Raw genomic sequence first — 16,467 nt, 5'->3', positions numbered from 1 at the left:
AATCTATTCTTCAAGTTTTTCTTTAAATGAATTACCCTCTCGTTCCAAAATATAAAGCTTTTCCTCTGCTTGCCGCAATTTTTCCCGACAAAAGCGAAACAAGCGGTTTGCCTCTTCAAAGAGGCTCATGCTTTCGTCCAAAGAGACATCGCCGCTTTCCAAATGCTCGGCGATTTCCTCTAATCTCTCCATTGCTGATTCGAAAGTGAGTTCAGGCTCTTGCATCATAAAGATTCCTCAAAGTTGAGCGGCAGCTTTGCAGAGAGGTCCTTCGATAAAATAGCGGCGGATACGGCACCTTTGCGAAAAAAAACCTGCATTGTGCCGCTTTCATAAAGCTTATCAGCCTCTGTGATCCATATATTGTGGTTCGGATCGCGAACCAAAGCATAGCCGCGCTGCATAACTAAGGCCGGGTGCAGATTGCGCAAACGGTTGCTCAGGTTTCGAAGACGTTCCTTCAGCAAAAGTGTGCGGGCATGCTGCTGCAACAAGAGATTTCGTTCCAACTCATCCATCCGTTGCTCACGTTGCCGCACCCAATCGGCGGGGCGGCGAAAAGCATAGCCCGCCTGCAGCAACTTGATACGCATTTTGCGGCTTTCTATGGCACGTCGCAAGGAAACGATTTGTCTTCGATACAAATCGGTTAGAAAAGCTTCAAGTTCTGCTTTAGGTTTAACAACTAATTCTGCTGCTGCAGAAGGAGTTGGAGCACGCATATCCGCCACGAAATCCGCCAGCGTAAAGTCGACTTCATGGCCGACGGCAGAAACGACGGGTATTTTGGAAGCGAAAATCGCCCGCACCACGGCCTCTTCATTAAAAGCCCACAAATCTTCGATAGAGCCGCCGCCGCGGGCAAGAATAATCAGGTCGACTTGGCCGTAGTCGTTGAAATCGCGTAGGGCCGCCACAATATCGGCCGGAGCGCCGTCGCCTTGGACCAAAGTGGGTCGCAGAATTTTTCTGACATAGGGAGCACGTCGATTGAGAATCTGCAGGATGTCGCGTACGGCTGCCCCGTCGGCAGAGCTGATGATGCCGATCGCCTGGGGAAAGGGCGGCAACGGCTTTTTGTGTTGCGCGTCGAAAAGCCCTTCATTGCGGAGTTTGGCTTTTAGCTCTTCAAAGGCCGCCTGCAGCTCGCCGATGCCGGCTGGTAGAATGCGCAGAATATCGAGCTGATAGACGCCCCGCTTTTCATAGACGCGTATGGAACCATATGCACGAATCTTGATACCGTCGCGAGGGGTGAGCATGAGCATTGCGGCTCTCTGCCGCCAAACAACGCAGGACAATTGCGCGTTTTCGTCCTTCAGGGTAAAGTAAAGGTGACCGGAGGTATGATGGACAAAGTTGGACACCTCACCCTCGACCCAAACCTCTGAGAAATTGATTTCCAACAACTCTTTAATTTCGAGCGTAATGCCGCTTACCGAAAAAACCGGAATCGGCAGGTTCTCGGTCGGATTCCGCATAGGCTCCTAAAAACAGATAAAAGGGCTAAGAAATTCTCTCAGCCCTTTTTTTCTTATTTCCCTTTCTTCTTGTGGCGATTCTTGCGCAGGCGTTTTTTACGCTTATGAGTCGCAATTTTATGACGTTTTCGTTTTTTACCGCTCGGCAAACTTATCACCTCCTCCTGGTTATCCTATTGTATCGTCCTCTTTGTTGATGAGCTCTTTCAACTCCTGGGAAGGCTTGAAAACGACAGCATATCGCGGCGGCACCCGGACCTCTTCATTTGTGCCGGGATTGCGGGCAACGCGCGCTTTGCGCTGGACCACGACGAAATTACCAAAGCCGCGCAGATCGACGCGCTGATGTTTTTGCAAAGCATATTTAACGATGGCTAAAAAACCGTCGATAACCGCCTGGGTTTCAAGCTTGGTAAGTCCTACACCTTCTGCGATTCTTTCGACAATGTCCGCCTTTGTCATGATGGGTGATCTCCTGCCTCATGACTTATTGGAGTAGATAAAGCATCTGCGGCGCAAGCCGTTCGACCAATCTTTCACGTACATCTTGACCCAGGATCAGTTCGACCAGCGTCATTTTCTTTTTCTGCAGACGAACCGGCTTGGGTTCTCCCTTTACGCCCGCGGCTTTTGCCGCCAAAGCGACGGCATCTCGATAGGTTCCCAAAGTATCGATCAAACCCAAAGCCAATGCCTGTCTACCGCTGTAGATGCGTCCGTCGGCCAGCTCCCGCACTTGATCTTCGGGGAGATTTCTTTCTTTAGCGACGACTTCGAGGAATTGGGCATAGCCGTCATCGATCCATTGCTGCAAATATCGAATCTCTTGTTCCGTCGGCTGCCGAAACGGCGATCCCGTATCCTTGAACCGGCCGCTTTTGACGACCGTCATTTCGATGCCGAGTTTGTCCATGAGTTTATCGACATTGGGAAATTCGGCGATCACTCCTATGCTTCCGGTTGTCGTTCCGGGATTTGCCATAATCGAATCAGCCCCCAACGCGACATAATAGCCTCCGGATGCCGCAACGCTGCCCATGGAGGCAATGACGGGTTTGCCGGAATCCCGCACACGTCGCACATGTTCATAAATCTCCTGGGAAGCGGCGATGCCTCCTCCCGGGCTCTCGATGCGGACGACGACGGCCTTGATCGAGCTGTCTTTGCGAAAAGTTTCCAGCTGCTTAACGATCGGCTCGGAATTAAAAATCGTTCCCTTGATCTCTACAATTCCTATTTTGGCGCCGCCGTCGTGCAAAGAGGAACTATTGACTGCAAGCAGCAGCAAAAGACCGCCGACACCGAAAATCAAAAGAATCGCTGTCAAAATATATTTGTCCTGCTTGGCAGCCATTGGCGAATCTCAAACTTTTTCGTCTATGCAGAAATATTAGCAATAAATTCAATAAATTGCAAGGTAAAAAAGCATTCAAAAATTCTTTAAAAAGGGCCTTATACGATTTTGTACTGCTATGCAATTTTTCTAGTTTGACAAAAGATGTCGATAGAGCCGCGCCATTTTTTCGGCACAGATGCGTATGTCGAACCTTCTCTCGGCCAAAGACCGGTTCTCACGCCCCATCGATTCACAAAGAATGGGGCTAGATAATAAGGTCAAGGCAGTCGTGGCCAAGCCGCGAAAATCCCCTGGTTCGATAAGAAAACCGTTTCGTCCATCCTGGATCATTTCCGGAACGCTTCCCGCTTTGGCGGCAATAATCGGCAAGCCCGCCGCAAGGGCTTCTATGAGGGCGATCGGCATGCCTTCGGCATGGGATGCCAAGACAAAGACATCGGAGCGAAAAAGCATTTCCCACTTTTCGTCGCCGACTTTCGGCCCAAGGATCTCTACATTTGCCCCTAACCCAAGAGTCTCGACAAGCTGTGCAGCAGCTCCGAGCTGCCCGCCGCCGACGAGTCGCAGAATGAAATCGCTTCTCTGTTCTTTGACCAAAGAAAAGGCGCGCAACAAATCACTGATGCCTTTGCGCTCGCTGATCTCGCCCAAATGAAGGAAAACGAGCGGACCGGCGTGCGGCGCACGCTTGAGCGCTGCAGGCAGGGCTATGCCGTTTTCGATAACCGTGAGTTTTTGCTCCGAGACGACCTTTTGAAAAAACCGCCGCCATTTTTCGCCCAAGACAATAACCGACCGGCACTGAGCCAGAAAAAGGCGAATGATCGACCGCACAATGGGGGGGCTGGAATCATAAAACTGGTCAAACAGCGCTCCATGAACGTGCAGCACGACAGGTTTACCCGCCAACCGCGCCGCAAGAATGTAAAGACATTTTTCCCAAAACGAAGTGTAAGAGGCTGTATGAATATGAATGAGGTCAATCCCGCGATAACGCAATAAAAGAAGGAATTTTTTGAACGCACCGGCAGAGTAGGCGTAGCTCAGCAAAGTGTGGCGCCAGGGTCTTTTAAAAAGCGTATACCCGACATGGACTCGGTAGTTGGGCTGCGCAAACAATAACGGTTTAGCAATATCGAGGACAATGACATCGACATAACGGGCCAGCGCAGGCATCAGATGGCCGGCAAAAGCTTCCATGCCGCCGAGCTGCGGCGGCATGGGCGCAACGTGGAGTACAATGGGCTTCATGAATTGGGATCTATCTTTACAGCGGCATGATGATTTGAATCCTGCATCATGCCGCATCAGCCGACCGTCAATCCTCTTCGAGTTTATCGTACCAGTTCTTTTTGAGGGCAAAACTGGTCAGGGCAATCACAAGGATCGTAATGATGAGAGAGGACCATTCACGGATGATGAGAAAGATCGGAAAGGCAACGAGTGAGGTTTGCCAGATGATACCGACAAAGATATTGACCCAATCGCGCCCGAAATTGGTGTTCTTTTTGAATTCCGGGTGTTCGGCGACGACTTTGTCATGTATGGGTTTCCAGAATCCCCAGGGACGGACGCGGCGATAGAATTCTTTTAGAACCTCATCGGGGTCGGGTTTGCTCAGCAGACTGGCGATGACGCAAAAGAACATGGAAACGGCAAGAATTGCCGGAAAAATGCTCAGAGACTTTATCGGCGCCATATTAGGGTCGAAGGCGTAAAAAATTGCTGCAGTCAGAATGCCCGAGACCATGCCCCAGAAATAGCCGTAACCGTTGAATCGCCACCAGTACCATTTCAGGACATTGGCGGCGGCGTATCCGCCCCATAGAGCATTCACGATCATCAAAGTCACCGAATTGATCGATTCGACGATAAGGCCGAACCCCATGCCGACGACGACCACAGCCAGCGATGCCGCTTTGCTCAGGAAGACCAGACGTTTGTCGTCCGCCGTCGGGTTGATGTAGCGCTTATAGATGTCGTTGACGATATAAGCGGGCGCCGCATTGACCGTAGCGGCAAAAGTGGACATAAAGGCGGAAATCAGACCCGCCAACAGCAGACCGAGCAGGCCGATGGGGATGAACCGGCTCACGGCATAAGGCAGCACCATTTCGAAATCGACGTTCTCCCCCATGGCGCGCAGCTCCGGCAGGAAATAGCCTAATGCCAGAACGGTCACACCGGCAATCATCATATAGCGCGGAATAAACAGAACGATGTTGACGAACCAGCTCATCATGCTCGCTTCTTTCGGCGAACGTGTGGCGAGGATGCGTTGCATGTCGTAATTGGGTGCCGGGCCCGCCATACTCACCAGGAAGCCCTTAAAGATCAGCATCATAAAGACAAAGCCGAAAAGCGAATAGCCGTCCGAGGCAATTTTGCTGTTGGCGGAATTGAGGATGCCCGTCCAGTCCAGATCCAAATGCATGCCGAAAAAGATGTTTTTCCAGCCTGCAGGCAAGACTCTCTCCAGCATTTGTGGTGAAACTTTGGCCATGGCGATCACGCCGACGGCAATCGAGGCAACGGTCATGATCAAGAACTGCAGCACTTCTGTAAATACCACGCTGAACATGCCGCCGGAAATGACGTAAAGCGCCGTGATGCCCATAAAGATAAAGGCATACATGTTGGCTGAAGAGATTCCCGGGATGACGTTGGTCAAGTCCCACGGCAGAAATTGGGTTGCAAACTTGCCGATGCCCTTGAAATCATAGGCGAGGAAACCGACCACGCTGATCAGCGCAAAAGCCACAACGCTGAGATGGGAGAGCGTCGCGCCCTTACCCTTCCCGAAACGGAGCGTAATCCATTCGGCGCCGGTCATGACGTTCGAGCGCCGCAGCCAGGCCGACAAATAGACCATGAGAAAGATTTGGTTGAAAACCGGCCAAACCCAGGGTAGAAAGACGCTTTTGAGGCCGTAGACGAACAAAATATAAACCAGCCACATCGTGCCGGTAATGTCGAACATTCCCGAAGCGTTCGACACACCAAGAATATACCACGGCATGCCGCGGTCTCCTAAAAAATAGGAATCGAGGCCGCGCGAGGCTCGTTTCGAGATGTAAAAGCCGATGAAAATCGTGGCAGCCAGATAAAGTGCAATAATTCCGAGGTCGATTGCGTGCAGATGCATGATCCGATCCCTTTGCTTTTTTGACAAACGTTTTCACAATTTTTTCAGAATGTATTTAAATATTTGAAAAAAAGCGAAGGTTTTTTGGAGACAAGCGGCTTGTCTATTTAAAGCTTGCATTTCAATGAAAATTGCAATATATTTTGTTAGAGGGCGATTAGCTCAGTTGGTCAGAGTGCCGGTCTCACATACCGGAGGTCACTGGTTCGATTCCAGTATCGCCCACGATATATATCATACAGACAGTGAAAAGCCGTCTTTAAGACGGCTTTTTTGTTTTTCTGTACCTGATCCAAATTAATACTCCTCTCTTTTCCAGCCCTTCATTGTGCAGAGCAGGGAATGAATGCATACTCTTCTCCTGTATGATTAAATCTTGACAAGTCATGTCGCTTTCCAAACATGGCGATTAGTATTCCATTAATCTTTCCCCTTTTTTCCCGCCGGTTAAAAATTCAAGTTAATTGGTGAATAAACAGGCATTCTTTCATTTCGGGGTGACAAAGTTTATCGGCACTATAAAATTTTTTTTCGTTCAAAATCATTATTCTTCGGCCGAATGACCATAAGAATCAGCTATGGTGTCACCATAATATTTCATTTAGCAGCGAAATGCCTATATAGCAAAAGATATGGTATCTATAATTGAATAAACCGGAATCAGTCCTGTTAACTCGGCGCACAGCTCCCCCTTGTTAATCAGCTAGATCACTCTTCGATGTGATAGAAAAATTATTACAAATGTCAAAACTTTTTCAAAAAAGTTAAAAATCTTTTTGCAATAGTTAGTTCATTTCAATACATTCGATTTAACAAGTAAACTATCCAGCTTTCCCACCGGTCGATTCTTAAGATCGATGTTTGCAAGATGATCATTTGGTTTTTTGTATCTCTAAAAAGCAAGAGGGAATCCTTATGACCTGGAACCATTGCCACAAGATCTGCTTTTTGTTGCTTACGATGCTTCCGCTGCTTTTCGGACAAACGACCGGCAAAATAGCGGGCGTTGTTCTCGATCAGCAGACCAACGATCCGTTGCCAGGCGCTAATATTGTTGTTGTCGGCACCTCGATGGGCGCGGCGGCGGCAGCAGACGGCTCGTTCTTTATCATCAACGTCTCGCCCGGCCTTTACACTCTGCGCATTCAGATGATGGGCTACGAAACCCTGGTGCTGAATGAGGTTCGCGTATCGGTCAACCGCACCTATGAAGTGGTCGCCAAACTCAAGCCGACGGTTATCGAAGGCGCCGAAGTGGTCGTGACGGCAGACAAAATTCAAGTGAAAAAAGACCAGACCAGCTCGGTCCGCAATGTTTCCTCGGAAGAGATGGCGCTGTTGCCGGTGGAAGGATTGGGACAAGTGATCAACCTGCAGGCAGGCGTCGTCAACGGCCATTTCCGCGGCGGCCGCAACACCGAAGTGACCTACATGATCGACGGCATGCAGGTGGACAACAGTTTTTGGGGCACTTCCGGCGCGGTCAGCGTAGAAAAAGAGGCGGTTCAAGACCTCGAAGTGATTACCGGAACCTTCAACGCCGAATACGGCCGGGCGATGAGCGGTGTGGTGAATGTCGTCACCAAGGACGGCGGTAATTCGTTTCACGGTTCCCTATCCGGCGCACTGGCCAATTATTATACCGCTCACACGGATGTCTTTCCGGGATTGGGCAGCTCCTTTGATCTCAACCTCAGTCAGGATTATAAAGTACAATTGGAAGGTCCCATTATCCGCGACCGTCTGAGCTTTTTCCTCAACTATCGGCATCAAAACCTCAACGGCTACCTTAACGGCATTCATCGTTTCAACCCGTGGGACTATAACGACTTTCCCAGCGAAAATCCGGCTGATTGGCATATCGAACACACCGGTACCGGCGAGTACGTTTCCATGGATCACGACCGCTACGATAATTTTAGCGGCAAGCTCACCTTCAAACCCGGCCGCAACCTAAAACTCGCCGCCATGTATACCTACAACGACGGCAGCAACAAGAATTACAATCACTATTGGAAATACAATCCGTTGCCCCTTAGAACGTATTACAACACCTCGCATTATGTTTCGTTGTCGCTCAACCACATGATTCGGCCTTCGCTGTTTTACGACCTTAAATTGGGCTTTCTGCAAAACATCAATCAAAGCTATCTCTATAAAGATCCGATCGATCCGCGCTATGTACATCCCATGTATCGCGGCACGAATACCACCGGCTTTGCTACGGGCGGCAACGATGACCCCGGCAAAAGTCGCGACACCTTTGAAGATACAAACATAAAGCTGGATGTCTATTGGCAGGCGAACAAGAATCACAGCTTCAAGACCGGCTTTCTCTATACCGATCACAAGATCGACCGCTATCGTGTCGATGTCCGTAATATTTATTCCGGTTTGTCAATGGAGAATGATCGGGTCCAGGATCGGGAGACCGGCAAGATTTCCTTCCCCTTTTATCAATTGGAAATCATGCCGATCACCAACAAAACGATGGACGTCTATACCGTTTACCCGAACGAGTTTTCGGCGTATCTCCAGGACAAGATGGAATTCAACGAAATGGTCATCAATCTGGGCGTGCGCTATGACTATTTCAATTCGAATCAGGTCTATCCTTCGGATCGCCGCAATCCGGCGAACCAATTGATCCTGCCGGACAGCATGATGTCGACTTATCCGAAAGCGCCGCCGCAGACGCAGACCAGCCCGCGCTTCGGCCTTGCCTACCGGTTGAGCGACCAGGCGGTTCTTCACATCAGCTACGGTCACTTTTTTCAAATGCCGCCGATGTACGCCCTTTATGCCAACAACATTTTCCGTGTGCCGGTCAACGATTACGGCATTACCATGGGAAACGCTCTGCTCAAACCGCAAAAAACCATTCAATACGAAATCGGCATCTGGCAGGAATTGATCAAAGGCATGGGGTTGGAACTGGCGCTGTACTACCGCGACATTTATGATCTGCTGAGCACCGCCATCATCTCCACTTACAACCAGATCGAGTACGGTCTGTACACCAACAAGGACTATGGCAATGCCCGCGGGTTGGAAGTCAAGTGGGACTATGCTTACGGAAAATTTTTCACCGCCATCAACTACACTCTGGCCTATACCCGCGGTAATGCCGACAATCCGACGCACACCTTTACGCGCGCCGGCAACAGTATGGATCCGATCGCCCGCCTTATTCCCATGTCCTGGGATCAGCGGCATACTTTTAACCTGACCGCGCGCTGGACCGAAAAGTCCTGGAGCGCTTCTCTGATCGGCTATTACAATTCCGGAACTCCCTACACCTATTCCCCAATCGAAATCAGTCCGCTGTCCCTCATCAATCTTTACGAAAACAACGCCTACAAGCCTTCGGGTTATAGTTTCGACCTGGCTTTGTATTACAACATTCCGCTTTTCAAGCAGGTCAAGGGACAACTGCAGCTCAATGTCTATAATCTTTTCGATCGCAAAAATGCCGTTTGGGTTTACGGCGACACAGGCCAGCCTTACACAACGATCATTTTCGATTCAGACCGAACCAACCACCGCAGCGATTTCAACACCTTCGAGGATCGCGTGCAAAATCCTTCCTGCTTTTCAGCGCCGCGGCAGATCAAATTGGGTTTCGGCATAATTTTTTAGCGACAACACGAACCGTTAGTCTAAGGGAGAACGACATGAAGCGGGTTTTCAACATGTTATTTTTTCTTTTTATACTCATCATCGCCTGCGGAGCGTTCGGTCAAGGCAAGCCTTATGAAGGCCCCGATGATCCGGCCGGCGACATTGCCTGGGAGCGCGCAGGCACAATGAACGGCAATCGGGTGTTGCTCTATTTCGAAAACAACACGCAGATCGCCGACTATCCGCGTATCAACACCTCCAAATGGCCGAACGACTATACCGGCACGCGCATGCTGGACGTCGTTTCAGTAATGATCGGCGGTGAAGTCTATTTGAAAAACGAATGTGAGCCGGTGACCGATCCGCTCTTAGTAGCGCAGCTTTCGGCAGTCAAACAAATCGACACACTCTTTTACATCCAATCGAGCAGCTTCTCGCCGGCCAATATGGACCGTAACTATGACGGCACTGTAGAATGGGGGTTCTATCCGGTGCCCGGGTACTTGAACCCTCTGCAGGACTACCCTGCCATGAGCAATAAACCTGATTCCTGGCCGCTCAAAGGCTGGCCGTCGACGGGATTGGAGAAGAAATGGCCGGGCGAGTGGGACGGCCGCTTCGGCCGCGGCATTCATTATGCCGATCTGGAAACCTATTTCGTCGCCAACGACGCCCAGGATATGGAATATATCATTCAGCGCAACGATCCGCAGGAGCGATTGATCACCAAGGGGCTGCGCTACTATCCCCGCCCCGGCAAGGTCATCGGCTATAACGATCCGGACGTGACCATTCAGCGCGGCTATCCTTGGGGCGGTCTGGGACTGCGCGTTTCGGTGCGCGGATTTCAGTGGAACAATCCCGAAGCCAAAGACATGATCTTTTGGGAGTACAACATTTCCAACATTTCCGATTACGACCTCATCACCTGCGGTTTCGGCTATTTTATCGACAACAGCATAGGCGGCGATACGGGCGGCGATAAGGAAGAAGGCGCCTTTGACGACGTGCTCGACCTGTGTTACGTTTGGGAGTCCATCGGTGTCGGTGAAGGCGGCCTGATCCCCGGCGTAGTAGGTATTGCCTATCTTGAAAGCCCTGGACGCGCCTATGACGGAGAGGATAACGATGAAGACGGCCTGATCGATGAAAAGCGGGACAATCCGGCAGGCGCTCTGGTAGGGCCGACCGACGGCATCGCCAATCTCGAAAAATTTTTGCGATTTTATCATTACAAGCCGGAGGATCTGCATCCCCATTATGAAGGCGATGAGGATCAGGATTGGCAGGACGGCTATGATAAGAACGGCAACGGCGTCTATGCCTATCAGGGGGCAAACGGGATGTGGTACCTCGAAGACGGAGAGTATCCTGGGGACGACGTCGGTCTGGACGGCGTCGGGCCGCTGGACATCAACTACAACGGCCCGGATGAGGGCGAGTGCAATCATCGCCCCGATTATATCGAAGGCGTGGGCTGCGAGCCGAACTTTGCCGCCGTGGACGTTTCCGAAGCCGACATGATCGGCCTCACTTCCTTTGCGCTTTTCGATTGGCCGCAGTGGCAAAGCATGAACTATTTCATCGGTCAAGACCGCACCATGTGGAAACTGATGGATTCCCATAACCTGGACACCTACATCTATTCCGGCGGCCCCGGCTCGGTCTATGAGGTTTTCGCGTCAACCCCCTTCCCCTTTTATAAGGGCCGCACGGAGCGCATTTCCATGGGGATCATGTTTACGCGCGATAATCTTGCGCAATTGCGGGCTCCCGGCCATTATGCGCCGAAAATGTTCCGCCTGAAGGAAACTGCTCAGCTCATCTATGAGCGCGATTATCGGTTCGCCCAGCCCCCCATTCTGCCGAAACTGCGCGCCACGGCCGGAGACGGCAAAGTGATTTTGACGTGGGACGATCTAGCCGATAAGCGTACGCACGAGCCGTTTCTGCAGAACGTCAATGACTTTGAAGGCTACAAGCTGTACCGCGCCACAGACAAGATGTTTTCCGACGCCGAGCTGATCACCACCGGCCAAGGCGATAAATTTGCCAAAGTACCTTTATTTCAATGCGACCTGATCGATCATATCCAAGGCTATGCGGACTATGGCCTCGTTGAAGGTGTTGCCTACTACTTGGGAGACGATACCGGCATCCGCCACTACTACATTGACGACGACGTCAAAAACGGTGTAACTTATTATTATGCGATCGTTGCCTACGATTACGGTATCCCTGAGTTCGGCGTATCACCGACCGAAAACAATGTCGTCATTGAATTGAACGAGGCGGAAGAGATTGTCCGCATCGGACAAAACGTGGCGGTCGTCACGCCGCACGCCCGCGCTGCGGGTTACGTAGCTCCCGACATCGTCATCGATCATCAGGCCAGTTCACCGACGATTCCCGCGGGGCTAATCACGCCGTCGGTCGTCGATATCGGTCACGTTAATAAGAACCATACCTACGAGATTACATTTACTGCCGGAATCATCGATTATCTGCGCAGCGAGCGCTATCGCCATCCGCTCGACGGCCAACTATTGACCAACGGCTTTCAGGTATGGGATGTGACGAGCGGCAAGCGGGAACTGGTGTATGAAGAAACGTCGAACTCTTTTCCTGAAGATCATCTCTATTACGACGCCGATGCGCAGTTTTGGCGCTACCGAACCGACAGCCCAATTCTGACCGACATTTTCAACGGCATTCAACTGACGGTGGACATGTCGCGCGCGGTCGATTCGGTGATGATCGATTACGTCAACTCCGGATGGGTTACCGGCAACAGCCCCATCGAGGTTCTTATTGGACCGGAAACAAAATACTTTCCGTATGAATACGAAATCGTCTTTACCGGCAGCGAGGCTTATCGCACCAAAACCTCGGTTATTTCGCAGATACGTGACGTTTACGACAATCCGCTGCGCCGGAATGACCTGCTTCTCAATGTCTCCTACCCCTTCTATGTGCGCAATCTTGCGTCAATCGATTCTACCGGCGAATATGAAAAGCTCGATCTGCTCACCCAGGATTTGAACGCCAACGGCAGCTATGACTGGGATCAGGACATCGTTTTGGCAGGTCATGCCGTCAATTATATGGGCAAAATCTACTGGGCAGGAACGGTTCTCTCTATCGATTTTCGCAACGCCGGCAGCGCCGACCGCCTGCCGAAGCCGAACGACGTCTATCGACTTTGCCTCATCCGTCCGCTTGCGTCGAACGACAAGCTCGTCTTTACCGTCAGCCCGGAAGAGGTTCAGAATGCCCGCGACATCAAGACGACGATGGATTCCATCAAAGTCGTGCCTAACCCATACATCGCCACCAATGAAATGGAACCGGCGGTGGCCAACAAATACCTGAATCAGCGGCGACGGATCATGTTCACGCACATACCGGCACAATGCAAGATCCGCATCTTTACCGTTTCCGGTGTTTTGGTGGATGAAATCGACGTGAACAATGAGCCTGAAAACGGCGCCGTCCATTGGGATCTGCTCTCGCGCGAAGGATTAGAGATCGCTGCAGGCATGTACATCTTTCACGTCAAATCCAAAGTCAGCGGCGATGAAAAAGTGGGTAAATTTGCCGTGATCAAATAATTTGTCAGCGAATTACAGACTCAAGCCTGGAGTATCATCATGAAAAAGTTGACGACAATGCTTTTGTTCGCCGCGCTGACCGCAACGGCATTCGGCCAAAATCGGCCGTTTCGCGTCGGCACAACGGCGGCAAATTTCTTGGAGATGGGCATCGGCAGCGCCGCAAACGCCATGGGTGAAGCTCAGGTCGCGGCAACCAGGGACTTGGCCTCAATCTATTGGAATCCTGCCGGTTTGGCCTACATGGAGAAAAACGAAATTCAGTTCTCGATCCAGCCGTGGATTGCCGACATTAAGGTGAGTTTTTTGGGTGCCGGAGTAACTGTGCAGCGCATCGGCGTGTTGGCGATCGGCATTACGGGCATGAACTACGGCCGCACACCGGTGACCTCCCTGGATATGCAGGAAGGTACAGGTGAAACCTACGCCGCCGCCGACTATGCCGCATCATTTTCTTACGCCCGCAAATTGGCCCAGTGGTTTGCTTTCGGCGCTTCGGCCAAATTCATCTCCTCCAATATTTGGCATCTGAATGCCAAAGCCGCTGCCATGGATTTAGGCGTGCTGGTCAATACGCATTTTTTTGCTCCTGACGGGGACCGCGAAAAGGGATTGGCGATCGGGATGAGCATTTCCAACTATGGTACACGTATGCGCTACGACGGCATGGATCTGCTGCGCCCCATCGATATTCTGCCGAATCAAAACGGAAATTACAAGGACGTAGAGGGTCAGTTTCGGCTGCAGTCATGGGAGCTGCCGCTGATCCTGCGCCTCGGCGTTGCGGCGTATCCCATTGCCACCGACACTCAGCTGCTCACCCTTGCCGTCGATGCTCTGCATCCCAATAATAACAGTGAATCGCTCAATCTCGGTGCCGAGTATGCCTACACGATACCCGGACGCGGCCGCTTTATGCTGCGCGTCGGCTACCGTGGCCTGTATATGGATAAATCGGAATACGGTATCACCTTCGGCGGCGGCGCCCACATTGCTTTATTGGGCAACAAGCTGCTCAAGCTGGATTACGCCTACAAGGACATTGGCCTGCTCGGCTTTACGTCAACCTTTACGGTCGGCGTAACCTTTTAAAAAGCTTGGAGGACCTAAACTGGTTACGACGATTATCTTTGACAACGACGGCGTTCTGGTCGATACCGAAAAGCTTTTTTTCGAGGCCAATCGTGCCGCCCTTGCTGAGATAGGCGTTGAGCTGAAGCTCAAAGATTTTTGCGAGATTTCGTTACGTCAGGGGAAAAGTTGTCTCGAAACGGCGTTAAAGGGGCAGGCAGAGGAAGGATTTCTTTCGACGCTGCGGGTGCGCCGAGACGCGCTGTATGAGCAACTGCTGATGGCCGAAACGGCCGAACGGCAAGGGATTCGGGAAGTACTCGAAAATCTGCGAGGCCGTTGCCGTTTCGGCGTCGTTACCAATGCAAAACGAAGGCATTTCGAGATCATGCATGCCCGCACAAGCCTGCTGCCCTATTTCAGCTTTGTGCTGACGCTCGAAGATTTTCGTTTTCGCAAGCCGCATCCGGATCCGTATTTGACGGCTCTTCGATTATACAGTTTGCAGCCCTCGGAGACTTTGTCCGTCGAAGACAGTGAGCGAGGCGTGCGTTCAGCTGCTGCCGCCGGTTTGCGCTGTATCGCTGCACCCACAGACCTGACAAGAGACGGCGACTTTCTCGCCTTTCAGCGCATCGAAGATTTATCTCAGCTGATCGAGATCGTTCAAAACCTGTAAAGCCACTCAATAGAAGCAGCGGCAAAGCCGCATTTACGAAATTCACTCTTTCCCATGACGGCTTTGCCGCCCCTCCTGCCCTATTCTACCAACACCATCTTTTTCACCTGCGTTTCCCCTTCCCCCTCGAGCTGATAAAAGTAAACGCCGGCAGGCAAAGAATTCGCGTGGAACTTGATTTCGTACTCACCGGCCGATAAATAGCTGTCGACCAGCCGCGCCGCCAATGCGCCCTTGGCGTTGTATACGGACAATCTCACGCGACCAGCCCGCATCAGCGAAAAGGGTATACGCGTTTCCGGATTAAAGGGATTCGGGTAGTTCTGACGCAACACAAAACATTGCGGCAATGCGTCCTGCATTTTTTCTACGGACACGGCGGGTGTCAAAGGCCAGGTTGGATCGTCCGGATTCGGCCAAATGTTCCAGATGCCCTCGGGGTCATTCATGATGAATTTCCAAGGGATTTCCGAGTCTTTGTAAGGGCTGCGGAACAACATCAAATCGTCGCAATAGCTTTCCGATTCGCCGTTCTGTTGCCACCAAAGAATTTCGGGATTGAAACCGTTTAGCGGAATTTTGTAGGGTATGACATACTGATTCCAGCTGACGTCCGAGTATTCGATGTTGATCTCTGTAACATGTTTTTCCTTGCGCACGGCCCACCAGCCCAGGTTTGTCCAACCCGTATGATCGCGAAAACCGGGGTACCAGAGCGAATTTTCACCGGTGCGGATCCAGGCAGCGGCAATAATTATTTCTCCGGGGGCAAAAATATCGGGATAATAACCGAAACCGCCGCCGCTGCTTGCTTCGGCTTTCATGGCATACAAACCGGTATGCGCTTCCCAATCGGAAATGTTCGCACCCCAGTTCCAGGCGTTCCACTTCCATAAATCGCTCCCGCCCATTTCAAAAGAGCCGTCCTGCAAAAGCTCTTCGTACTCGGCAAGGCAGAACATGTCGCAAAAAGCGCCCCGCGTACTGGACGCCACGCGAAAAGTAATCGTAACCTGATCCTGTCTAGCCCAAAAAGGAACAGCATAGAGATGCCATTGTCCGGGAGTAATTTCCTGAAAGTGAATGTCAAATTCGCCATATTTTACTTCCAGCCAACCGGCTTCTCCCCATGTGCCCATTTTGATCCAAGCTAAAGCCACGTAACTCTTGCCTACGGTCACCGCTGCAGTCTGCGAAACGCTTCCCTCTCCGCCCGCATGAATTGCGCAAAGGTAAGATCCGTGAATCATGTCCCCAGGTTCAATCGAGGCGTTAAGTAATGTCCAGCCGGTTGCGCCGTCTTCAAAGCTCGGGTTGACAATCAGATTTGCAGAGCCGAGGGCAATGAACGGCCACGCAAACAATACCGCCCATATAGTTCGCATCATCTTACCTCCTTAGATTTTTGTTTAAAGGTTTTAAACAAGGGCGATTGTCGGCTCAAGCGGATGTATTTCTTGCGGTCCATTGATTTGCGGGACGAAGTCTTTAATATTTTATGA

Annotated in this window: 11 protein-coding genes and 1 tRNA gene; 5 read left to right on the top strand and 7 right to left on the bottom strand. The window is 51.2% G+C overall.

Features of this window, described 5'->3' with window-relative positions; genetic code table 11:
- Positions 1-3: 3 nt before the first annotated feature.
- The 6 genes from xseB to ONB24_11345 form a co-directional block, all read right to left on the bottom strand.
- Positions 4-228 (bottom strand): exodeoxyribonuclease VII small subunit, encoded by a 225-nt coding sequence (xseB, locus tag ONB24_11370; protein ID MDZ7316716.1) that lies wholly within the window; start codon positions 226-228, stop codon positions 4-6.
- Entirely contained in the window at positions 225-1,481 is a 1,257-nt protein-coding gene (gene xseA, locus ONB24_11365; GenBank protein MDZ7316715.1) for an exodeoxyribonuclease VII large subunit, read from the bottom strand. Before xseA ends, xseB begins: the two co-directional genes overlap by 4 nt.
- Positions 1,482-1,649: 168 nt before the next feature.
- Positions 1,650-1,943 carry an HU family DNA-binding protein gene (locus ONB24_11360; protein MDZ7316714.1) on the bottom strand — a complete coding sequence of 98 codons (294 nt, stop codon included), beginning with the start codon at positions 1,941-1,943 and terminating at the stop codon, positions 1,650-1,652.
- A 25-nt stretch (positions 1,944-1,968) separates the two neighbouring features.
- On the bottom strand, positions 1,969-2,835 hold the full coding sequence (sppA, locus tag ONB24_11355; protein MDZ7316713.1) for a signal peptide peptidase SppA: 867 nt from the start codon (positions 2,833-2,835) through the stop codon (positions 1,969-1,971).
- A gap of 129 nt (positions 2,836-2,964) precedes the next feature.
- Positions 2,965-4,089, bottom strand: coding sequence for a glycosyltransferase family 4 protein (locus ONB24_11350; GenBank protein MDZ7316712.1), 1,125 nt, complete (start codon positions 4,087-4,089; stop codon positions 2,965-2,967).
- Positions 4,090-4,156: 67 nt separating this feature from the next.
- On the bottom strand, positions 4,157-5,983 hold the full coding sequence (locus ONB24_11345; GenBank protein ID MDZ7316711.1) for a Na+:solute symporter: 1,827 nt from the start codon (positions 5,981-5,983) through the stop codon (positions 4,157-4,159).
- A 151-nt stretch (positions 5,984-6,134) separates the two neighbouring features.
- Between ONB24_11345 and ONB24_11340 the strand changes: the two genes are divergently transcribed.
- From ONB24_11340 to ONB24_11320, 5 genes are all read left to right on the top strand, one after another.
- A tRNA-Val gene (locus ONB24_11340) sits at positions 6,135-6,208 on the top strand.
- A gap of 690 nt (positions 6,209-6,898) precedes the next feature.
- Entirely contained in the window at positions 6,899-9,622 is a 2,724-nt protein-coding gene (locus ONB24_11335) for a TonB-dependent receptor (protein ID MDZ7316710.1), read from the top strand.
- A gap of 35 nt (positions 9,623-9,657) precedes the next feature.
- Complete coding sequence (locus ONB24_11330; GenBank protein MDZ7316709.1) at positions 9,658-13,215, top strand: hypothetical protein; 3,558 nt, start codon at positions 9,658-9,660, stop codon at positions 13,213-13,215.
- Between the two features lie 39 nt (positions 13,216-13,254).
- Complete coding sequence (locus ONB24_11325) at positions 13,255-14,307, top strand: PorV/PorQ family protein (protein MDZ7316708.1); 1,053 nt, start codon at positions 13,255-13,257, stop codon at positions 14,305-14,307.
- Between the two features lie 34 nt (positions 14,308-14,341).
- Positions 14,342-14,965 (top strand): HAD family phosphatase, encoded by a 624-nt coding sequence (locus ONB24_11320; protein ID MDZ7316707.1) that lies wholly within the window; start codon positions 14,342-14,344, stop codon positions 14,963-14,965.
- Between the two features lie 80 nt (positions 14,966-15,045).
- Here the strand turns inward: ONB24_11320 and ONB24_11315 are convergent, their stop codons facing one another.
- Positions 15,046-16,353 (bottom strand): T9SS type A sorting domain-containing protein, encoded by a 1,308-nt coding sequence (locus ONB24_11315; protein ID MDZ7316706.1) that lies wholly within the window; start codon positions 16,351-16,353, stop codon positions 15,046-15,048.
- Positions 16,354-16,467: the final 114 nt, after the last annotated feature.

It is taken from the genome of candidate division KSB1 bacterium (assembly GCA_034505495.1).
Taxonomy (GTDB): domain Bacteria; phylum Zhuqueibacterota; class Zhuqueibacteria; order Residuimicrobiales; family Krinioviventaceae; genus Fontimicrobium_A.
This window is presented reverse-complemented; position numbering and strand designations above follow the sequence as displayed.